The organism is Clostridium cellulovorans 743B (genome assembly GCF_000145275.1).
GTDB lineage: Bacteria > Bacillota > Clostridia > Clostridiales > Clostridiaceae > Clostridium_K > Clostridium_K cellulovorans.
In genome coordinates this window covers 3797248-3820769 of sequence record NC_014393.1, presented here as the reverse complement: position 1 = coordinate 3820769, position 23522 = coordinate 3797248, and the positions used below count along the sequence as shown (strand labels likewise).

The 23522-nt window shown below is 30.0% G+C and carries 16 protein-coding genes; 12 read left to right on the top strand and 4 right to left on the bottom strand.

What is annotated here, in order from left to right:
* Window positions 1–9 precede the first annotated feature (9 nt).
* Together pelA and CLOCEL_RS15590 are read left to right on the top strand one after the other, a co-directional pair.
* A complete protein-coding gene (gene pelA, locus CLOCEL_RS15595; protein ID WP_010073099.1) occupies window positions 10–990 on the top strand; it encodes a pectate lyase in 981 nt (326 codons plus the stop codon).
* A gap of 338 nt (window positions 991–1328) precedes the next feature.
* Complete coding sequence (locus tag CLOCEL_RS15590) at window positions 1329–3065, top strand: GA-like domain-containing protein (RefSeq protein ID WP_013291826.1); 1737 nt, start codon at window positions 1329–1331, stop codon at window positions 3063–3065.
* Between the two features lie 155 nt (window positions 3066–3220).
* On the opposite strand, the gene CLOCEL_RS15585 is transcribed toward CLOCEL_RS15590, so the two are convergent.
* Window positions 3221–4615, bottom strand: a complete 1395-nt coding sequence (locus CLOCEL_RS15585; protein WP_010075900.1) for a cellulase family glycosylhydrolase — start codon at window positions 4613–4615, stop codon at window positions 3221–3223.
* A 464-nt stretch (window positions 4616–5079) separates the two neighbouring features.
* Here CLOCEL_RS15585 and CLOCEL_RS15580 point away from each other — a divergent pair, with 464 nt between their 5' ends.
* The 8 genes from CLOCEL_RS15580 to CLOCEL_RS15545 all read left to right on the top strand — a co-directional run bounded on the left by CLOCEL_RS15580 (window position 5080) and on the right by CLOCEL_RS15545 (window position 14729).
* Window positions 5080–5943: a helix-turn-helix domain-containing protein gene (locus CLOCEL_RS15580; RefSeq protein ID WP_010075899.1), complete on the top strand. Its 864-nt coding sequence runs from the start codon at window positions 5080–5082 to the stop codon at window positions 5941–5943.
* A gap of 211 nt (window positions 5944–6154) precedes the next feature.
* Window positions 6155–8638 carry a condensation domain-containing protein gene (locus CLOCEL_RS15575; protein ID WP_010075898.1) on the top strand — a complete coding sequence of 828 codons (2484 nt, stop codon included), beginning with the start codon at window positions 6155–6157 and terminating at the stop codon, window positions 8636–8638.
* A gap of 38 nt (window positions 8639–8676) precedes the next feature.
* The gene (locus CLOCEL_RS15570) at window positions 8677–9474 is read left to right on the top strand and encodes a carbon-nitrogen family hydrolase (RefSeq protein ID WP_010075897.1); all 798 of its coding nucleotides are present in this window, start codon (window positions 8677–8679) and stop codon (window positions 9472–9474) included.
* Between the two features lie 261 nt (window positions 9475–9735).
* On the top strand, window positions 9736–10968 hold the full coding sequence (locus CLOCEL_RS15565) for a 5-bromo-4-chloroindolyl phosphate hydrolysis family protein (RefSeq protein WP_010075896.1): 1233 nt from the start codon (window positions 9736–9738) through the stop codon (window positions 10966–10968).
* A gap of 23 nt (window positions 10969–10991) precedes the next feature.
* Window positions 10992–12134, top strand: a complete 1143-nt coding sequence (locus CLOCEL_RS15560) for a toxic anion resistance protein (RefSeq protein ID WP_013291825.1) — start codon at window positions 10992–10994, stop codon at window positions 12132–12134.
* Window positions 12135–12471: 337 nt separating this feature from the next.
* Window positions 12472–12681 (top strand): DUF6440 family protein, encoded by a 210-nt coding sequence (locus tag CLOCEL_RS15555; RefSeq protein WP_010075893.1) that lies wholly within the window; start codon window positions 12472–12474, stop codon window positions 12679–12681.
* A gap of 30 nt (window positions 12682–12711) precedes the next feature.
* Window positions 12712–12954, top strand: coding sequence for a hypothetical protein (locus CLOCEL_RS15550; protein ID WP_010075892.1), 243 nt, complete (start codon window positions 12712–12714; stop codon window positions 12952–12954).
* A 218-nt stretch (window positions 12955–13172) separates the two neighbouring features.
* Window positions 13173–14729, top strand: coding sequence for a glycosyltransferase family 39 protein (locus tag CLOCEL_RS15545; RefSeq protein WP_013291824.1), 1557 nt, complete (start codon window positions 13173–13175; stop codon window positions 14727–14729).
* A 201-nt stretch (window positions 14730–14930) separates the two neighbouring features.
* Here CLOCEL_RS15545 and CLOCEL_RS15540 read toward each other — a convergent pair whose 3' ends face one another.
* The 3 genes from CLOCEL_RS15540 to CLOCEL_RS15530 all read right to left on the bottom strand — a co-directional run bounded on the left by CLOCEL_RS15540 (window position 14931) and on the right by CLOCEL_RS15530 (window position 17809).
* The gene (locus CLOCEL_RS15540) at window positions 14931–16529 is read right to left on the bottom strand and encodes a sigma-70 family RNA polymerase sigma factor (protein WP_010075890.1); all 1599 of its coding nucleotides are present in this window, start codon (window positions 16527–16529) and stop codon (window positions 14931–14933) included.
* 277 nt (window positions 16530–16806) lie between these two features.
* Window positions 16807–17484 (bottom strand): hypothetical protein, encoded by a 678-nt coding sequence (locus tag CLOCEL_RS15535; RefSeq protein ID WP_010075889.1) that lies wholly within the window; start codon window positions 17482–17484, stop codon window positions 16807–16809.
* 4 nt (window positions 17485–17488) lie between these two features.
* Window positions 17489–17809, bottom strand: coding sequence for a PadR family transcriptional regulator (locus tag CLOCEL_RS15530; RefSeq protein ID WP_010075888.1), 321 nt, complete (start codon window positions 17807–17809; stop codon window positions 17489–17491).
* Between the two features lie 149 nt (window positions 17810–17958).
* Here CLOCEL_RS15530 and CLOCEL_RS23710 point away from each other — a divergent pair, with 149 nt between their 5' ends.
* A complete protein-coding gene (locus CLOCEL_RS23710; RefSeq protein WP_010075887.1) occupies window positions 17959–18093 on the top strand; it encodes a hypothetical protein in 135 nt (44 codons plus the stop codon).
* A 624-nt stretch (window positions 18094–18717) separates the two neighbouring features.
* Complete coding sequence (locus CLOCEL_RS15525; RefSeq protein WP_010075885.1) at window positions 18718–22914, top strand: X2-like carbohydrate binding domain-containing protein; 4197 nt, start codon at window positions 18718–18720, stop codon at window positions 22912–22914.
* Window positions 22915–23522 lie beyond the last annotated feature (608 nt).

The following is a 23522-nucleotide window of genomic DNA, read 5'->3' as shown; positions in this document are numbered from 1 at the left end:
AGTGTCATTATGTTAAATATGAAATTAAAGTCAAGGTTAAAGGCTATGTCTTTTGCATTAGCTTGCACGTTTATTCTAAGTGGTGCTGGAGTTGTATTACAACATCCTGAAATAGCAGTAGCTGCTAATTCAAGTGCATCAACAGCAAGTGTTTCAGATATTTTAAAGTATCAAAATGCAGATGGCGGATGGTCAAAAGGATATAATACTGCAACAGGAGATTGGAAAAATTCCACTATTGATAATGGATATACTTATTCAGAGATAAAAAGATTAGCTTCTGAATATGTAAAAACTAAAAATAGTACATATTCTGCAGCAGCTATAAAAGGGATTAATTGCTTGTTAAATATGCAATATAGTAATGGAGGATGGCCACAGATTGCTAAAAGTGAAGGTTATCATAAACACATTACTTATAATGACAATGCAATGATTAATGTAATGTATCTTTTAGATGAAGTTGCAAATAAAAAAGGTAATTTTTCATTTGTAGATAGTAACTTAGCTAATAGATGTAAAACTGCAGTTTCAAAAGGTGTAGATTGCATATTAAAAACTCAAGTTATAGCTAATGGTAAGTTAACAGTTTGGGGACAACAACATGATGAAAATACTTTAAAACCTACAAACGCAAGAGCTTATGAAGTTCCGTCTCTTTGTTCTAGTGAAAGCGTAGGAATTATAAATTTCTTAAAAACTAGACCGTCTACTCCTCAAATAGCTGCGTCAATTAAGGCTGCCACAGATTGGTTTAAAGCAACTGGAATTACTGGAATAAAAGTAGTTAAACAAAATAATGATGTTGTTGTTATAAGTGATTCAAGTGTAAAAACCCCTATTTGGGCTCGTTTTTATGAAATTGGAACTAATAAGCCAATATTTGTAGGCCGTGATGGTAAAGTAAAATATAGACTTGCTGATATTGATCAAGAGAGAAGAACAGGATATGCTTGGTATGGTTCATGGGGTTCAAGTTTAGTAAAATAATCTAAGTATAGAGAGAACAATAACGTAATTCCTCATAATAGTATAAGTAATGTTAGTAAAATCATTACTCATACAAAGTCAACGCATTAGGCTCATAAAGTGAAGAAAAATTTATATATAGTTAAAGCATAGGATATGCCATGTCCTATGCTTTTTGTTAGGAATATATAAGGTGTTTGAAGGGGGGATTTGAGGTGGTTTTTATATGAATTTGTAATTTAACAGTATATACACAAAATATTAAGTTTTTACATATCCTATTAAGTTGAATGAAAACCAGCTATAGTGTATAGTGGTAAATAAAGGATTAAATACAAAATATAAAGGGGAACGAAGATATGAAATACTTAGGTAAAAAAATGAAAATTAAACTAATTACAGACTTAACCATTGTTGCAACTGTGTTTGGTACAGTATCTACATCCAATTTAATTCTTACTGAGCCTACTTACGTAAGTGCATTGGAAAATTCTACAGCTTATGAAGATCAATTGGCAACAGCTACAGCAGCAGTAGTTAAAGCGGAAGAAAGTAAGTTACAAGTCGATATAAATAGTGCAAAGACTTTGGTAAATGCTTTAAGTAATGTAACAGATAAAAGCAATTTGCTAAAAAGACTAACAGTAGTACAAACATATACGACTAATTTAAACAATGCTACTACAAAGGTAATTAATTTAGAAACTACTAGAACTCAAGCAAATGTTACTTTGGCACAAACAGCTATAAATTTATTGCCAGTTGATGATGAAGAAAGGGTATCTCTACAAAATAGACTAGATGTAGTAAAAACATATCTAATAGCTGAAGCTTCAGTGGTTAAAGCAGAAAAAAGTAGCTTGAGAGAAGATGTGTATGCTGCAACAGTTTTAATAAATGACTTAACAAATGATGAAGATAAAATGACTTTATTTTATAGATTAATTAAAGTTGATACATATATAAATAATTTAGAGAATGCTACAGCAAATGTAGTAGAAGCAGAGAATAATAAAATACAGGAAAATGTAGATTCAGCTCAAGAAAGTATTGATAGATTACCTACAGGTGATGCTAAAAGAACGGCTCTACAAACAAGACTTAACGCAGTGAAAACTTATATAGATTATCAGGGGAAATTAAATGTAGCAACAGAAGCTGTAGTTAAAGCAGAAGAAAGTAAATTACAAGCAGATGTAAATAGTGCAAAGACTTTAGTAAATGCATTAAGCAATGTAACAGATAAAACTAACCTATTAAACAGATTAACAGCAGTACAAACGTATATAACATATACGACTAATTTGAATAATGCCACAACAAAGGTAGAGGCTGCAGAAACTACTAGAACTCTAGCAAATGTTAATTTAGCGCAAACAGCTGTAAACTTACTACCAAGTGGTGATGAAGGAAGGATATCTCTACAAAATAGGTTAGACATAGTAAAAGCATATGTAGCAGCTGAAGCTTCAGTAGTTAAAGCGGAAGGAAGTAAGTTACAAGAAACTGTAGATGCAGCAAAAGTTTTAATAAATGGTTTAACCAATGATGCAGATAAAACAACTTTATTAAACAGGTTAGCAAAGGTAGAGGATTACATAGCTAATTTAGCTAATGCTACAGCGAAAGTAGTAGAAGCAGAGAATAATAAAACACAGGAGAATGTAGATTTGGCACAAGCTGATATCAATATGTTACCTGTAGGTGACGCTAAAAGAACGGCTCTACAGACAAGACTTAACGCAGTGAAAACTTATATAGATTACCAAGGAAAATTGAAGATAGCAACAGATGCTGTAGTTAAAGCAGAAGAAAGTAAATTACAAGCAGATGTAAATAGTGCAAAGACTTTAGTAAATGCATTAAGCAATGTAACAGATAAAACTAACCTATTAAACAGATTAACAGCAGTACAAACGTATATAACATATACGACTAATTTGAATAATGCCACAACAAAGGTAGAGGCTGCAGAAACTACTAGAACTCTAGCAAATGTCAATTTAGCGCAAACAGCTATAAACTTATTACCAGCAGGGGATGAAAAAGTAAATCTACAAACAAGGCTTGATGTAGTAAAGAGTAGCATAGCTTAACAAAGTTAATAGTATATCAGATTTTAACATAACAACAGCCTAATATGATATTTTATCATATTAGGCTGTTTAAGTTATTATCAGGAATAAGTTATATTTATACAGTTTAGACAAAAAACTTTATACGGACAAATCCTTTAGAACTTGCACCAATTCTAACTTTGTACAGGGAACTTTGTTATTTGACCTAATAAAAATTTCTTAAATACTGCATAATCAAGTGCATTTACTTTACCGTCACCATTAAGATCTGCAATCTTTAAATCTATTGGTGTTGAATTATCTAATATGTATTTTTTCATTAATGCGAAGTCAATTGCATTTACTTTTTTATCATTGTTTAAATCACCATAGATAATTTGAGTTGTTGGGCGAGCTGTATCTCTAATAGTTTTCATTTCAGTAATGAATTGAGGATCTTTAAATTGACAAGCGTTTCTATCATACATAACCATGTTACCAGCATCCCATAACATTGGGCACATTCCAAGCTTATATGCTTCTTTAGCTACAGAAGTTAGATATAATCTTACCATATCAGTTGTTTTGTTTTTGTTGTTTGTACCATATTCACCAACTATTACAGGAACACCTTTATCAATGAAATTAACTTTCATCATATTCATATAGTTTTGAAGTTCTGCAACGTCTTCAGCTGTTCCCCAGGTAGTACGTGCTTTACCCCAGTCAGCATCTTGTTCTAAGATTGTAAAAGTAGATGGAGTATAGTAATGTACTGAAACAGCGCAACGGTTTGCTGGGTCAGTTGGCATTTTGTATAAAGGATCGCAAGTAAGCGGAATATCTGTTGCATAACCTGCAATCAATAAATGACGCTTTGGATTATTCCCCTTTGAACTTCTTATTAAATCTACAAAGGCTTGGTTGATGTTATTGGCAATTCCATATGCCTTATCTTTTCCAGTAGTGCCACCCCATCTATTCCAGATATCATTGAAACAAGCTTCTTCATTTAATGATTCAAAAATTAGGTGGTCTCCATAATTAGCAAAACGTTCACTTAGTTGTGTCCAAATTGATTTGTATTTTTTCATACATTCATCATAGTTAGTAGAAAATCCTGCTAACCAACCGCTGTCCCAATGAAGATTGATAATTACATACATGTTATTATCAAGTGCATAGTTTGCAACTTCTTCAACACGAGAAAGTAGTGCTGGACTGATTGTATAATCAGCAGCCATAAGGTTTGACCATGCCACAGGAATACGTATTGAATTGAATCCTGCGTTATGAACACCGTCAATCATCGCTTTTGTGGTAATAGGAGCTCCCCATGCAGTTTCATAACTTGATACTGAGTTGCCAGTAATCCAGCTACCACATGATTCAAGTGTATTACCTAAGTTCCAACCAAGCCCCATGTCTGCAACTAATTGAGTAGTTGTCATATTATCGCGTACAATGGTCTTTTCGGCACTAGGATTTGATGTTATAGCTTTTGTTATTTGGCTATTTGCTGTCATAGCTAAGCCAAGAGTCATAATACTTGCGGTAATAAATGCCGCAATTCTACTTCTTTTATTCATTTTTTTCCCTCCTAAATAAGTTTTTATGAATCTAAAGCAAAAAATGATACATAATGTAAAAATAGGATATCATGTATAAATAATTGTTGCCTTGACTTTTTAGCCATAATAGCATTATATAGACAAGTATAGTTTTAAAGGTAAGTAGTAACCATTAATTAGAGATTTTTAAGTTGTTTTAAATAAGTTGATTTTGGTTTTGTCGATTAGTGTTCAAGTATTGTAATAATATGTTATAATTTACATTGTAGGAAAGTAACTAAATTTCTTTTATCTTATTGAAAATATGAAGTGTTTTTAGAAACTTATAAAATAATAATTGAAATAATTATATTTAGTAGCAAAGCTTCATTATGGTGAAAATTATAGAAAAATGTAAACGTTATAGTGGGTGACAAAATAAACACTAATCAGTAAACCAACTAATAACATTCTTCATAGATTTATAGTTAATGGGGGTAATTATGCAATTCATGTACTTATATTACTTTACAAATGATAACAAATTTCCTTTTTTTATACAATATGGTCAACATAAAAATGGGATGGGTGTTCACTATCATTTTGATTTTTCTGAATTAGTGATTGTTTTGAATGGTACAGCTACGCATATTGTTAATAATGAACAATATGTTATCAACAAAGGTGATGTTTTTGTCATCAACGGTGGAACTTGGCATTCCTACGAAAATACTTGCGACTTTGAGATATGTAATATCATGTATCAACCAGAGAATTTGTTTAATAAAAGTAGTGATATAGAAAGATCTTATGGCTATCATGCTCTTTTTGTTATTGAACCTTTTTTAAGAAAAGAATGCAGTTTTAACAGTCATCTCAAATTAGCTTTTGTTGATTTAGAAAAAGTAAAAAGACTTATTATTAGCATGTATGATGAATATCAAAGTAAAATAAGAGGATATCAAACCTTAATTTGGGCATATTTTATGGAACTAGTAGTTTTTTTATCAAGAAGATATACACTGAATAATATGGGGGAGAAGGAGAATTTAGTTAGTATTGCAAAGTCAATTTCATATATAGAAAATCATTTTAAAGAACAAATTACTTTGACTGAACTGGCAGAGAAAGCGAATATATCTATAAGACATTTTAATAGAATATTTAATAAAACATACAAAACAACTCCTATGAATTACATCATGAAGTTGCGTATGCAACATGCTTCATTATTACTTAAAGAAAGCAAGCTTAGTATTTCTGATATCGCTTTTGAAAGTGGTTTTAATGATAGCAATTATTTTACGAGAAAATTTAGAAAGCATTTTGGAGTAACGCCAAAAGAGTATCGTTCAAAAAGTTATTAATCAAAGTATTATAAAGCAACTTTTTTCATAATAAAATTCTCTAAAAACCAACTTTATACATATGATATAAACCTCATAAAATGACAGTTTATATTTTACAGTTAATGGAGAAAAGTGGTATAATATACATAAGAATTATTTTCATTAATTGATAAAAAATGGGGTTTAAAAATCAATTAATCTACTAAAATGTTGCTTGGAGGAATAAGTTATGGGAAATGGTACAGCAAAAATGGATACGTTTACGAAGGAATATCCATTAACTTCTTACCAGAAGGATATATGGATGCAGCAGAAAATACATTCTGAAATGCCTTTCTATAATATTGGGGGATATATAGAGGTTAATGGTGAAGTAGATTATGACATGTTAAGTGAGGCTTTAAATATTGTTGTTAATGAGGATGATATACTAAGGATAATAATGGGTGAAAGAGAAGGTGAACCTTTTTATAAATTTCTTCCAAGAATGAATTACAAAATAGAATATCATGATTTTGCTGTTTATAAAGATTCAAGAGAATATTCAATTGAATGGCAAAAAAAAGAGTTTACAAAAGCTTTTAATATATATGAAGGAATGTTTAAAGTTGTACTGATTAAAATTGCAGAAGAAAGAAATCATATATTATTAAAATTTCATCACTTAATAATTGATCAGTTGGATATTTCACTTTTATATAAACGACTTGTAGATATATATAATAGCTTGATACCAACTGGTATGGAAGTAGAATTAGTTAGATGGTTGCCAATTAGTGATCTCCAGCATATAGAAAAAATAGATAGTCAAGAAGAAATCACAGGGGAAGTACCATTGACGCCTATTCAAAAGACTTTCTTTAGTTGGAAGTTATTTAAGCCAAATCAATTTAATCAGTCTATTATGATAATGGCTAAGGAGGGCTTTAGTGAGAAAGCAATAAAGGAAACTTTAACTGCTATAGTGAAACATCATGATATTTTAAGAGCCGTATTTAAAAGTGGAAATCAAGAAATACTTAGTATAAATAATAGCAAACTGTTTCAATTTAAAAAGTATGATCTACGTGATTTAAGTAATAGTGATATAGAGGAAACAGTAAGATACGAAAATAATAAATTACAAAGTACTTTTGATTTATCAAATGGGCCGTTAGTAAAAGCTGCTTTATATCAGACCGTTGACGGAGATCATTTAATAGTATGTATACATCATCTAGTTGTTGATAGTTTTTCGTGGAGAATATTAATTGAAGATTTTCAAACAGGATATAATCAATATATTGATAATGAAGAAATAAGCTTACCTAAGAAATTAACATCATATAAAGAATGGGCAAATGAGTTAAGTGAATATAGTCAAAGTGAGAAAATATTAAAAGAAATAGAGTATTGGGAAAAGATTAATAAAGACTTGATTTATGGTAAAATAGCCAATAATTCAAGTGGCAAGGAATATGGATATGGTAAGTTTACATTTCACTTTGATTTAGAGAAAACAAGCAAGTTATTGCATGAAGTAGGAAAAATATATGATACTGAAATCAATGATGTTTTACTTGGTTCACTAGTAATGGCATATAAGCTATGGAGAGGTAAAAAGAAATTGGTTTTGAAACTAGAAGATCATGGAAGAGAAAGGATTAGTGAAAAAATACAAATAGACAGAACAGTAGGATGGTTTACAAGTATTTTTCCTATAGTCCTTGAAGCAACAGACTCCCTTGAGAAAAGTATTGTTAATACAAAAGAAATGTTAAGAAATATTCCAGAGCATGGAATAGGATATAATGTGATTAAACAAAGTGGTATTTATGAAATGCCTGAAATGGAAGTAGATATTTCTTTTAATTATCTTGGAGAGTTCAAGATAAGAGATGATGTTAAAGGTAAGTTTGAAAACTCATATTTATCTAGAGGCAATGATATTTCAAAAGATAACGTATTTAGTAACATTATATTCAATGGTTCTGTTATTGATGGAGAGTTTAATATGGAGGTATGGTATAACAAAAACAACTATTCTCAAAGAGCTATAGAAGAATTAGTAAAATGCTACGAAGGAATGCTTAATCAAGTTATAGAAAATTTTATGTCAGCAAAAGGGAAGAATAGAAATGATATAAAAAAAGAAAAAAATGAGATAGAAATATTTATAAGGGAAATTTTACCGGTAAAACAATATGATATTTCTAATTTCGTAAATACAAAGCTATTTAAAGAATTGACCTTTTATGATGATAAAAACAGAGATAGTCAGCCAGAAGCTTTTGAAACTTTCAAACATGAAAAGTTTTTTATGCTAGAAATAGTAGAAGAAATATGTTGCGAAAGAGTTGAGATTCTAGGAACAATATGTCAAAAGGATATTATTACTATAATCAGAGAAACTGTGAAAGAACAAGGAGTGTTTAGAATCTCCCATGATAAAGACAATAAGCGGGTGTACCAACATAAATATAAAGAAAATTGGTATTTACCGTATATTGATATTAGTAATAATGATAATATTAAAGAGAAATTCGAAATACTTGAATCAGTTCTCAATATACCTGAATTATTTGAGGATAATAGATTATTAGCAAAGATAGTTATTGTAAAAGTAGCGCTAGATAAACACTATATATACTTTTATGTACAAGCAGCTTTGCGAGATGAAATATCCATAGAAATTTTAGGCGAAAGCATAAAAGTTAAGTGTTTTTTACATTAGTCTAAAGAGTGATCTAATAACATGGAAGGATGAGAATTTTGAAATTAGGCTTAGCACAAATTGATATAGTTTGGGAAGATAAGAGCAAGAATAAAATAAATTGTATAGAATTAATTAATGAGGCAAAAGACCAAAATGTTGATTTACTTGTGTTTCCGGAGATGACCTTAACAGGTTTTTCTATGAATATAGAAGAAATTGGTGAGATATTTGATAAGTCTACAACCATTGATTTTTTCAGAAAACAGGCAATAAGTAAAAGTATAAATATTGGTTTTGGATATGTTGAAAAAAAACAAAATACTGCTTTAAATAAGTTTATCATTATTAGTGCACAGGGACAAATCATAAGTAATTATACTAAAATACATCCTTTCTCATATGGAAATGAAACTAAGCACTATTCTAGTGGAGAAGAAATACAACACTGTGAGGTAAATGGAATTATAATTTCACCGTTGATTTGCTATGATTTAAGATTTCCAGAAATATTTCAAGCTTGTTCATATAAAAGCTCATTGATTATAGTTATTGCTAACTGGCCTAAAAGTAGAATAGAACATTGGAGGACTTTGTTAAAGGCACGAGCTATAGAGAATCAATGTTATATAGCTGGCGTTAATAGAGTTGGCTCAGGAGATAATCTCCTGTATAATGGCAATTCTATGATAATAAATCCTTATGGAGAGGTTATTACTGAAAAAATTAATGATCAAGGACTAGTAATAGGAGATATAAATGTTGAAAATGTTAAGGACTATAGAATAAAGTTTAATATAAAAAATGATAGAAAAGAAAAGCTATATATAAAATTATATAATGAATTTTGTAAGTAACTATTAAAAGGTATAAAGACTCGTTCTAGTTTTTATACCTTTTAAATTGTTATAAAAAACTTTGTAACGTATAGGATGAAGTGGTAATATAATCTAAACTAGTAATATAACTTGAATTAGTAATATAATTTTAACTATAATACACTACGTTAAATTATAGAAAGCTATGTTGTTACAAATTGTATTTTAGATAGGTAGATGCTAAAATAAAATAGTATATATAATTATAAGTGAGATGTAAGTAAAATTGGAGGCATGGATATGGGAAGGAAAGATTTCTTTTGGTTGGAAGACCAAATTAGACATACACTAGAAAATACACTAGAAAATACATTCGATGCTATAGAGTATGCTAAATCAAAGGAACATTATGTGAAATCAAAGTTGAGGGATAAGGTAGAATACTTTGATGAAAAGCTTAATGATAAGGTTTATGATCAAGTAAATAGACATCACCATAGAACTAGAGATAAAGATAAATATAAAGATAAATATGCTGATATAGCTACTGCAGATCCTAGTGATATCAATAGTATTCGAAAGTATGTTTCTAAGAAACCAGTTGGACGAGTATCTGGAATACTTTATGTGGTCTTTGGGAGTATGGGATCTGCTACATTAGGAGTAGTATTAATAGCTTACCTTGTTTTTTGTCTTGTGAAGTCATTTACAACTGTTAGATATTTAGCTTTAGCAGCTATAGCTTTCTTCTTTGTGTCAAGTATAGGTATGCTTTTTAGGGGTATAAATCTAAGAAAAAGGATAAAGCGTTTTAAAGGTTATGTAAAGGCTCTTAATAATAAAAGCTATTGTTCTATTGAGGAGATAGCAAAAACTACTAATATGAAGCAAAACTTTGTTATTAAAGATTTAAGAAGAATGATTTCTTTGGGAATGTTTAAACAAGCGCATATTGATGAAAAGCAAACTTATTTTATGATAAGCGATGAGGTTTATCAAAATTATTTAAGTATGCAAGAAGAATTGAATAAGCGTAAAGAAGAAGAATTAAAAAGACAAGAAAAGATAAAAGAAGAAATGAATGATCCAGATAAGAAGGAATTAAGAACTGCTCTTGAATTAGGTAAAAATTATATAGACCAAATTAAAGTTGCAAATGATGCTATTGAAGGCGAAGAAATTTCTGAAAAATTATTCAGACTTGAGAAGATTGTAAATGAAATCTTCAATTATTTAGAGAGCAATCCTGAAAAACTTAGAGAAGTTAACAAATTTATGAACCACTATCTTCCTATTACCTTAAAGTTGGTTAATTCATATAAAGATTTAAATGATCTTCCTGTTCAAGGAGATAATATAAAAAATGCAAAAAATGAAATTGAAAAGAGTTTAGATCTAATAAATGTTGCCTTTGAGAAAATGTTAGACGATTTGTTTGGAAAGATGGCTATGGACATATCTACAGATATTTCTGTTTTAGAAACTTTATTTTCTCAAGAAGGATTGACTAAAGATGATCTTAAGAAGCAATAATTATAACGAAGGGGGAATTGAAAATGAGTAATGAATTTAAAGACGATATCAATATAGCACCAAGCTTAAGCTTTGAGCCTTTTCAAGAGGAGGCACCTGTAGCTAAAGTTGAAGAAAAGAAACCAACAGAGGTTTTTGATGATAGCTTTTTATCGGAAGAAGAAAAAAGAATGGTAGATGAGTTTGTTAAAAAGATAGATGTAACGAATTCAAATTCTATTTTACAATATGGGGTAGGTGCCCAAAAGAAAATAGCAGATTTCTCTGAGTCAGCTTTAGATAATGTAAAGACAAAGGATTTAGGGGAAATAGGCGATATGCTTACTAACGTAGTAGGAGAACTAAAGACTTTTGAAGCAGTAGAAGAGAAAAAAGGATTTTTAGGACTATTTAAAAAACCTGCAGAAAAGTTCTCACAGATGAAAACAAAGTATGATAAAGTTGAAAACAATATAAATAGAATTTGTACTACCCTTGAAAATCATCAAATACAACTTTTAAAAGATATTGCGATGTTAGATAAAATGTATGAGATAAATAAGGTGTACTTTAAAGAACTTTCTATGTATATTTTAGCAGGTAAAAAGAAACTTCAAAAATTAGAAAAAGAAGAATTGCCTCTTTTAGTAGAGAAAGCAACAAAAAGCGGACTTCCAGAGGATGCACAGGCAACAAATGATTTTGTATCCCTTTGCAATCGCTTTGAGAAAAAAATCCATGACTTAGAGTTAACTAGGATGATTTCCCTTCAGATGGCTCCTCAGATTAGATTAATTCAAAATAATGATACTTTAATGTCTGAGAAGATACAATCTACTATTGTAAATACAATTCCTCTTTGGAAAAGTCAAATAGTTCTTGCTCTTGGAGTAGCTCATTCCAGCAAGGCAGCAAAAGTTCAAAGTGAAGTAACAAATATGACAAATGAACTTTTAAGAAAAAATGCAGAAACCCTTAAAATATCAACTATAGAAACTGCTAAAGAATCAGAACGAGGAATTGTTGATATTGAGACACTTAGAGCGACAAATGAATCATTAATTTCAACTCTTGATGAAGTACTTCGTATACAAACTGAAGGACGTCAAAAACGTAAAGAAGCGGAAGTAGAGTTAAGAAACATTGAAGAACAATTGAAGAATAAGCTTTTAAGTATTAGACAATAAAGCAGAAAGTCCATCTGTTACTTAGACAGGTGGGCTTTTTTACGGTGTCGTCAAAGGGAAGGGATTTTAATTAAGTTTGATTAAATTCTTACAGACTTGACGACATTAGAAATTCTCTACTAAATAAATTTTTGTAGGGTTTATAATACTTATCAGTAAATACATAAGGATTATAAAAGTTATGATTCTGTAATATACATATTGTAGAGGTGTTAAATTTTCATATGGAAAAAATTTTATATTGTGGAATATACTATTGAAAACATATGTTATAATAAATTTTAGAATTAGAAGTAATAAATATATTAAATAAAAATAGTGAGGAGATGTTATTAGGATGTTTGGGAATAAAAAGAATAGTGACGGAGATAGATTTATAGTGACTTATCAGCAAGGGACTTTGCAACAGATAAAAGTAATTGTTGATAAAAAAACTGGAGTGAATTATCTGTTTACGATAAATGGTTATGGCGGTGGCCTTACTGTTTTATTAGATAGAGAAGGAAAGCCAGTAATTACCTCAACTGTAGATAATAGTTCATATTAGAACTTGATAGAAAGGAATAAGGTGGAATAAATGGCAGCACTAATAGCGGTTGTAATATGCGTTTTATTTTTAATACTTCAGCATATTTTGAGTAGAAGGAAACATTCTTTTTTAGGATTAATATGTCCTACGCTGATTGTTGTTTGTGGAATTTGGTTTGTATTGTTTATTGCTAAACCGGGAACAGAAAAACAATGGATTTTTAAATTTGTAATATTGCTTGGCTTTAGTTTAGTCGTTTATTTTGAAGGAAAAGGAAAAGCTAAAAAATAGAGAATTATAGGATAAAGATTTGTTAAAAGACAATAAAATAGAAGAAACATATGAACTTCATAAATTTATCTAGACAACCGATTGTTTTATATTGTAGATATTATATCTATAACTAACTGTTATTTATCTTATTTTAAATTAAAATACATAAATATAAAAAATAAATAAAAATTCAATAAAATAGTTGATATATATGATTGTATGAGATAAAATAACAGTTGCAAACAAAACAGGAGGTGACAAACATAAGAGAAGTGCAATTAGGTTTTCTAAAAATAAAAAATTCAATAGGAACTTTTCAAGATGGATTTTCGAGATTCGTAAATATAACTTTAAAACTATTGTTTCTTTTAATTGTTTTTACTACTTATGATGAATTGAAAGATCAATATAAAGATGTTGAAAAGCAAGGTTTATATTTTATAGTTTTTTTTCTTTTATGCGGATTGGTTACATATATAGCATTAAAGAAAAATATTAAAACAAATAAAATATTAGTAGCAATAATAACATTTTCATTAATTATAAGGTTAATATGGATCTGGTCTATAGACAGTATCCCAGTATCAGACTTTGCAGGAATGTATGAGCGAAGTCAATTGGTCTTGGAAGGAGATTATTATATTTTTAAAGGAAACCATTATTACGCTAGATTTCCTCATTTAACAATTATAGTTTTATACTTTGCAGTTATTAGGAGGTTTTTTACTTATCCTTTGATAACCATAAAAATAATAAACGTCTTATGTTCAACAGTTAGTGTGATTCTTATCTATTTTATTGTTAAGGAAGTATTTGGCAGTAAAGTAAAAGGAATATGGGCAAGCTTTATAGCTGCCATCTATCCTCCAATTATTTTATACACCGCAGTGTATTGTGGCGAAAATATGGCCATTCCATTCTATTTATTAAGCGTATACTTTTTCATTTTAGTTATAAAAGGCAAGAAACCTTTAAAATTTTTGTTTTTTTCTGCATTGAGCTTAACAATAGGCAATTTCTTTAGAATGGTTGCGCCAGTAGTAGTTATTGCATATATAATGTATTTATTAATATACTTTGAAAAATCAATTAAAGAAAAGGCTGTTGCAATAATTTATATAGTAGGAGCATTTATAATTCCACTAATATTAGTAAGTACATTGTTAAGAGTTAGTACTATTACAGAGTTTAATCTTTGGAAAGGTAGCGAATCCTCTTGGACTTCAATATTAAAGGGGACTAACTTCGATAGTTGGGGAAGATGGAATGAAGAGGATGCTAGAATTGTTGATAAATATAATGATGATTATGAAGATATAGAGAATGCTTGTAAGGAAATTGTAAAAGAGCGTTTAACTACAGCATCTTATAGGCAATTAGCAGAGTTCTATATTAGAAAATATACAGGTCAGTGGAGAAATGGTGACTTCAGTGGTGTTTTCTGGGCAACCTTAGATTTAGAAGAGGAAGGTATAAGGTTAAATCTTTTTGAAAATTCCGATATGTATAACCAATTGATGTATGTTATAGTAATCACTACAACATATATAGGATTATTTAATAAGCGACAGTATTTAAAAAATAAATTAGTGAATCTATTCTATTTTATTTTTTGTGGATATGGCTTATTATTTTTAATTACAGAATCACAGGATAGATATTCTTTTATAGTTTGTTGGCTATTTCTTATTTTACCTTTTAGTATTTTTGAAGGAAATAAGTTTTTCCCTTTTGCTAAAAAGTTAGAAGAAGAAAAAATAAGTACATATAGCAATGAGAAGGTTATCAGTTAAATAAAAACGGTTAAAGGAACATCACAGTATTATTCCTTTAACCGTTTTTATAATTGAATCTTATTGTTTTGATAGATAACTACTGGAAAAATACAAGTTACATTTATATTCTTTAATTATAGTATAGATGTTTGATCTTAATTAATTATTGTTACCACCTTTATTATCATAGTTTAACAATATAGGATAGAGGAGTTATTATTATAAATCACAAGTATGTACAAATTGGTTATATATTTCTGATGCTTCTAAAATTATATCAACCATTTGTCTACGATAGTTTTGGTTAATTAAATTTTTAGAGTCAAAATAAAATGAGGGTTCAAGTTGCCAAAACTTATTTAGGATAGCATTTTCTTTTTCACATAAGTCTATTAATTTGTCGATTAAAATGTTATAGGGAGAATCATAATTTTTAAGTCGTGATAAAAATTCTGCCCCATAAGTACGTCCTGTCATAACAATGACCTTTTGACCACAATGTACATCTAGATATGTATCAAGTTCAGAGGCGTTTTCTATAAAGTCTTTATCTTGAAGAAATGCTTCTGCCCAAGCAGTATATGCATCTATTCCATATAAGTTTCTGTTTGTTTTTGGAAGATTCACTACTTGCTTTATGTTCTTTAATGCAGTTTTTACAATGTCCTGGTTATTCATAGGTTCACACTCTTCACCAAAGAAAATTAGTCCATAGGATTCATCAAGTCCATTACGTTTTCTATAATAGCCACAAGGTTCATATCCATCCGGAAACCCATGATCACCATTTTGAAATGCTGACCAACCAATTAGAACTTCGCCTCCTTCATCATAGCCTGTAATCAGCGAACAGGTTGGCGGTCCAACAATTCCATATGTCATAACAGGAAATCCACTATCTAATGATTCAACGATCTTTTTTAAGTACTTTTTCGTATTTTCCTTTAAGTCTATTTCAGATACAATTTCGCACTTGTAGCCTATAGATCTAAAAGCTGATACAATTATTTCTTGTCTACCATTATATTGGAAAAATGAAACAGTAGATTCACTATATTGCCATTTGGGATTGTAACTCCATACGTTGCAGAAGAGCGCTCCCGTAATTCCTGCAAAATAAATGAAGTCTAAGGAAGAATCTTTATTCAAATATTGCATTATAGCTCTCATACAACCGCAGAATTGAAAATTTTCTTGAACTCTTGGATCTTGAGTAGTTATATTAGGTACTTGCTCTAAAACTTTACGAGTAAAGGAGTCTTTATTCATTGATAGCTCTACTAAATAATCTTTCATAGTAATTAGCATTATTTTTTTTAGTTTTTTCTTGCCTGAGTAAATTCTATTGGCAACAGCCGTTTCGGTAATTCCTAGCATATTTGCTATATCAGAATATTTTTTATCTAAATAATAGTGTAGAATAATTGCTTCCTTTTGATCATTAGTAAGGAGTGAAAGTGATTCTTGCACGAGGGTAGCTTTTTCTGATATTTCAATTATCTTTGTAATTGATTTATCTGAAGGTTTTTGTTCCAGATCTTCATCATAGACTTCTAAGTTCTTTTTTCGTGTTATGCGATTGCAACAGGTAAAAGTTAGTTTTTTTAGCCAACTTACAAAGGCTAGTGGCTCTTTTAAGTTTTTTATATTCAAAAACAAAAGAATGAATGCTTCTTGTGCGGCGTCTTCTGCTAGTTGATAATCACGTAATATACTATAGGCATAGGTTATGGCTAAGCCCTGGAATTCATTAACTAGATATTCATAACTAGATAAGTCACCATTTATTGATTTTGATATAGTTTCGTGTAAACTCATTACTTATCTCCTTCTATAATTGTTTTTAATAGATATTTTGTAGTTTCCATTGTTGATTATACATCTCATTAAGATAGAGCCCTTTTAATAGAAAAAACTCTTTATAAGATAAATATTTTTTTTAAAAGATAAGGCTTGCACATGAACTTGCTATATATAATCAATTGGCTATATATCGTACTTGGAAGTAAAGTTTGAAAAAATAACTTTGATTTATAAAAAAAGGTTAATGGAATGGTATAGCCATAGTTCCTTTAACCTTTTTTATAATCGAATACTATTGTTCTGATAGATAATTCCCCGAGAAATATAATATAGTTCCTATAAAAAGTATAATAAAGATATTTACGTTAAATAAGAATATATTATTAAATACAAAATGAGTTGCCACAAGTAAAAGTATTAATAGAATTGATAAAATCCATAAAATGAAAAATTCTTTAATTTTATAATACTTAGAAGAACTTTTGAAACAACTTTTTCTAACAGCTTTCATGGTGAAAATTATCATTAAAACAAGAAGTGGAATTTGAAATATTAGCTTTAAATCAATAGTTAAGTTAAAAGTCAAATTATTTAGTCCGTATTTTGCAATTGAAGGTATGGTGTTAAAGATATAATGAAAAAATGGCAATATGAATATAACAGTACCTGCATACATAACATATTCGCTACTAAGTGAAAGCAAATTATAGCTTTCCTTATATGTATTTATTACTTCCTTACAATAACCCTTTATATCAGAACTACCAAGTACCTCTTCTATTGATAATCCTTGGTTTTCAGCGTTTAAAATACTATCTAATATTTGTTGAAGAAATTCTTCAGCATCTCTTGTTTTTATGTTGGATGTTCGAACATATACAATGATTTCATCAAAGATCTTCTTATTGTCTTCTGATAAGTTTTTTGATGATTCATTTAATTGTTTAACTAAATCTCTAATCTTAAACATTTTTTTAATCCTCCAATACTTTATTAACAGATTCCGAAATTTTGCTCCAAGAAGCACAAAATTCTAATAGTTCTTCTTCACCTAGCTTTGTAAGTGAATAATATTTACGTTTTGGTCCAAAAGGTGAGTTTCTAGAAACTGATGATAATAAACCATTTTTCTCTAATCTAATAAGTAGCGGGTATAGAGTGCCTTCTGGTAAGTCTTCAAAACCAGTAAGTTTAAGTGAATTATACAACTCATATCCATATGTTTCCTTTCTAGATATTATTTTCAGAATACAACCTTCTAAAATCCCTTTTAATAATTGTGATGAATTAGCCATTATCTCCTACCTACCTTGTAATACATCTTAGTGGCTATATTGTATTACAAGTATGTTCTTATGTCAAGTATTGTATTTACATTATAGAAATTCCATAAATGCTACATTGGATAATAGAAAAATCAATTTATTTCATAGATGTTACCTAGATGAAGAAAATTTTCAATGGTGCAAGTGGTGCAGATGAAACAAAAAAGAATCAAATGATGACTTTTGAATTTGGATATATAAATGTAATGAATTGCCTTAAAAAGTATAGCATAAATGAAAAAAAATACTTATAAAAGAGAAAAAGGAGCATAATAATTATCTTTTTTTAAAAAAATGCGACATAAAAATTACTGGATTAACGAATTTGTATAATGAGGGTATCAATTCTTGTGCAAAAATGTTTCAAATGCACCAGTTAAAAATGTTATATATGTAAGAATAACACAAAACTCTAATATATTAGGAACTAAATTAAGGGTATACACAAATAGTGGGGGACTAAAGTGAGTATTATCAATGATCTCATTGACATAACGTTTACAGATAAACTAGAGTCTTAAAGCCAGTGGTTTGTTGCTTCATAGGTGACTCAGTTTGCTGAAATTCTTCTAGAAATAGAAAGATGAAATATTGGTTCCTAAAAAATTAATTAGTATTAAAGCCTGGTTGTATTTAAAAGCATTGATATTAAAGGTATCTATAAGACTATTAGTAGTGAGATACTTATAAATATCAATTGAAAAATATGTATTCTCAAGAATTGACTTCCTTTCAAGTTTACTAAAAGTGATGGTTAATATCTTATGGTGAAAATGATTCTTTGTAAAAGTACTGACAATTATTATGAAGAATGTAACTGGAATTTTCAAAATTTATGATTCAACTATCGCAGTAAATCAATTTAAGGGGGAATATACATGAAAAAATTATTATCACTTATTCTCACAATAACAATGGTACTCGGTATGTTAGTTCCAGTGTATGGTGAGACTAACGCACAGACAGCAATGGAGAGTATAACTAAAGTTCCATCCGGCTTTGTATACAGAGAGGGAACAAAGTTTATGCTTGATGGCAATACATTTTATTATGCAGGTACAAATAATTATTATCTTAATTTTAAATCAAAAGCAGAGGTTGACGATGTTATTGATGATGCAGCGGATATGGGTCTTAAAGTTATAAGAACTTGGGGATTTTTAGATGTTGGAACACTCAATGCAGATGGAACTTTAACTAATAATGTAGATGGATCAGGAAGCAAAGATGGCGTGTATTTTCAATATTGGGATACTAAGACTAATGCTCCGGCTTACAATACAGGAGATAATGGATTAAAGGTTCTTGATTATGCGATTTACAAGGCTTCGCAAAAAGGTATAAGACTTTTAATACCTTTTACAAACAATTGGGAAGCTTTCGGTGGTATGATGCAATATTGTAAATGGCTTGGTTTAAGTCAAAAAGATATGTTTTACACAAATCCTACAATAAAGCAGTACTACAAAAATTATGTTAACATGCTTCTTAATAGAACTAACGCTTATAGTGGTATCAAATATAAAGATGATCCAACTATATTTTCTTGGGAACTTGCAAATGAACCAAGATGTGGAACTGATACAACAGGCGATACTGTTGTAAATTGGTCAAAAGAAATGAGTGAATATGTAAAAACTGTGGACCCATATCATATGGTATGTCTTGGTGATGAAGGTTTCTACAATTATGCATATAATACTGCAGGAATCGATGGAACTTGGCCTTACCATGGAAGTGAGGGAATTGATTGGAATAGGATAGTAGCATTACCAACAATCGATTTTGGCACAATACACATTTATTGTGATCAATGGGGTACAAATGCCGCTTGGGGTACTGAGTGGATTAGAAAGCATGCGGAAGATGCAAAAGCACTTAATAAACCTGCAATTCTTGAAGAATTCGGTTGGAAAGATCGTTCCACAAGAGATCAAGTATTTACTGATTGGTTAAATGTAATTGAAGGGAATAAATATTCAGGACTAGAATTAGCTGGAGACAACTATTGGATGCTTGCAGGACTACAAAAGGATGGCTCTGTTTACCCAGATTACGATCAATATACTGTGTATTGGGATGTGCCAAACAATCCTACAGCAACAACGGCAAAACTTATCCAAAATCATGCAACAAACATGACTAATAAGAATCTTGCTAATATAAGAAATAAAATTACACCTTCAACGGCGACTTATGATAAGAATGTTGGAAAAGGTCAGTCTATTTCTGTAACAGTGGATCCAAAAGAAGGAACTTTCGCTGCTGTTAAAAATGGTACAAGGGCTCTTGTAGCAGGTGCTGATTATACTGTATTAGGAAATAACATCATTATTGAAAAAGCTTATTTAGATACCTTAGAACTAGGTAGTACGTTGCTTACTTTTGATATCAGTGCAGGTTACGACCCTGTTATGGCAATATCCGTAATAGATTCTAACATTGTTGTGGTTGATTCAACGATAACACCTACAAGCGTAACTTTTGATAAAACTGTACCAAATGATATAACTGTTACCATAACTCCAAATGGAAATCTTCTTAAGACATTATTTAATCTTTACACACCTCTAGTTCAGGGCACTGATTATGTAATATCAGGTAATAATGTAACGATTAAACAAAGTTATCTTTCGAAACTTGAGAATGGGACAACAGCTTTAACTTTTGATTTTAATCAAGGAACAGATCCTACCTTGATAGTTGCAGTTAAAAAGTCGGTTCTTCCTACTGGGTTTGTAAAGGCTGATGGAACAAAGTTTGTAGTTGATGGACATCCTTTTTATTTTGCAGGTGCTAATTCTTATGATTTATTCACCTATGGAGATGGCTCTAGTACTAGTACGACAACAGATATTGAAACTAAGTTTATGTATAAGAGTCAGATTGACAATATTATGAGCCAAATGGCGTCGGATGGAGTTACGGTTCTAAGAACTTGGGGTTTTTCAAATGAGACCTGGCATGGCTTTGAGACAGCTAAAGGCGTATATAATGAAGCGGAGTTTATGCTTTTCGACTACATAATGGATTCTGCAAGAAGGAATGGAATAAAGGTAATAATTACTCTTGAAAACTATTGGGAAGCTTATGGTGGAATAGATAAGAAGCTTCAATGGGAAGGTTTAAGTGGTGGAAGCCATACAGCAAGGGCTCAGTTCTTTACAAATGAAAACTGTAAAGCTCATTACAAAGTGTATGCAGAACATTTTATAAATAGAGTAAACCACTATACTGGTGTAGCATATAAAGATGATCCTACGATATTTGCATGGGACTTGATGAATGAACCGAGATATCAAGATGCTAAAGTAAATGAAAACGCAACAGGTGTTACTCTAAGAAAATGGGTAGATGAAATGGGTGGATATATTAAGAGCATAGACCCTAATCATATGGTTTGTGCAGGTATTGAAGGTCATGAATCAAGATATGGCTTTGGTGGTGACGAGGGAAATCCATTTATATATATACAACAATCACCAGGAGTAGATTTCTGTTCATCTCATCCATATCCAGATGAATCATGGGCGAATCTTACACCATCACAGAATGCTTCTTTAATGGAGAAATGGATAAGTGATGCTCATAATATAGTGGGAAAACCATTTGTTGCAGGAGAATTTAATACTCATGATAATAAAGAAGCTTATTGGGTTTCTGTGTTTGGAGAAATTGAGGAACATAATGCAGCAGGAGGATTGTTCTGGGAATATAATTTTAGAAGGTTGAGTAACTTTACAGTAGTTCATGGAGATTCTATTTTAGAATACTTTAAAGCTCATTCAGCAAGAATGTCAGTAAAGAATGTACCTGAAAATTATGTAACTCCTATAAAAGCTACTTTTGACAGAAAAGCGGATAAGCAAGAGGATATCGCTTTAACGATGAAGTTGCTTGAAGGGAATACTTTAGTAGCAATTAAAAATGGAGAAACTCAATTGAAACAAGGCATAGATTATATTGTAGAAGAGGAACAAGTTGTAATTAGTAAGAATTATTTAGGGAACTTACCTTTTGAAGATGTTACATTTACCTTTGATATAAGTTCAGGTTATGATCCGATAGTGACAATAGCTATAACAGATTCGGGAATACTAAACTCAACAGTAACTCCAGAGGTAGCGATCTTTGATAAGAATATCAGAAAACAAGCGGATATTACAATTTCAATGACAACAAATGGGAATGCTTTTGTAGCGTTAAAAAATGGAGCTACTTCACTAATTGGTGGTACAGATTATACAGTACTAGGTGAGAACGTAGTTATTAAAAAAAGTTATCTACAATCACAAAATCTTGGAGAATTAAGTCTTAAGTTTGATTTTAATCAAGGGATTGACCCTATGTTAAAAATTACAGTAAAGGATTCAACGGGTGAAGATATAATAGATAACTTTGAAAGTTATTCTGCTACAAATCCGAATTTACAAACAGCGTATGTAAAAAATAGCAGTGGTAATGTTGTAGCAGTTATGCTTGAATCTGCTATTAAGGGTGAAGGTTCATATAGTATGTCTTATGCTTATACTATAGGTTCCCCAAATTATGCAGGTATAACAAAGGACTTGAGTGGAAAGAGTTTTGTAGGCTATAAAGGAGTAGCTTTCTGGATATCACCGGATGGTTCAAACAGAGACTTTACAATACAGATTAAAGAGACAAGTGGTGAGTATTGGGAAGCAACTTATAAATTATCTTCTTTAGTTGCGACGAATGTAAGTTTAGAATTTAGCAAATTTACACATCCAAGTTGGTACAGTGGCGGAAATGGAGTGTTTGATTTGGAATCAATTACAGAATACTCTATGTACATTGGACAAGGCTTGGGTACAACTGGAGGTGGAACGATATACATCGATAATATTAAGCTTATTGATAGTGCTATAGCAGTAATTAAAGGTGATGTTAATGGAGATAAAATTGTTAATGCAATTGATTTAGCTTATCTTAAAAAATATATTTTAGATAATACGATATTAATAAATATGGAATGTGCAGATATGAATAATGATAGTAAAGTTAATGCAATAGATTTAGCAATGCTGAAAAAAGTGATTTTAGGAGTGGCTTAAATTTAAAATAAAGTAATTCTTGAAATTAGAAGCATTCTGAAATTGAAATCCCTAAAATAAACTTTAAACCCGAAGTAATCCCGAAAAATTATTAAACTTATAAATAACCTATAATAATTAGACTCCCAAATAAACTTATATATAAATAGAAAATTAAAAAATGAAACAAAAATAGTTTCTGTGATGAAAGTTGCATCAGAAGTTTGCGACTTTTGTCACAGTTTTTTATTTGCCATAATATAAAAAACTGTTGTAGATTTATTTTTAGTAAGACATTACAGGGAAAAGAAATTTTAACTTAAACTAAGCTGTTCAGTTAAATATTTGAAACATATTAGAATGGCATAAAATAAACAAGAACAGTCAGGAACCTGGCTTTGTCGGATAAATAGTAAATACATTATAAATAACTATTTATTTTACATTAATTACTGTTTACAACATATTTGATTAATAGTACAATTTAATAATGGGATAATTTAGCTGTTTAGGGATTGTTATGTCGAAAAGTTGGTATTTTATTTAGATGTAAATGATAACTGATAGAATGATCCACAATCTGAATGATATGTAGAAGTGGAAGGTTTGTTTATTCATATTTTATTATA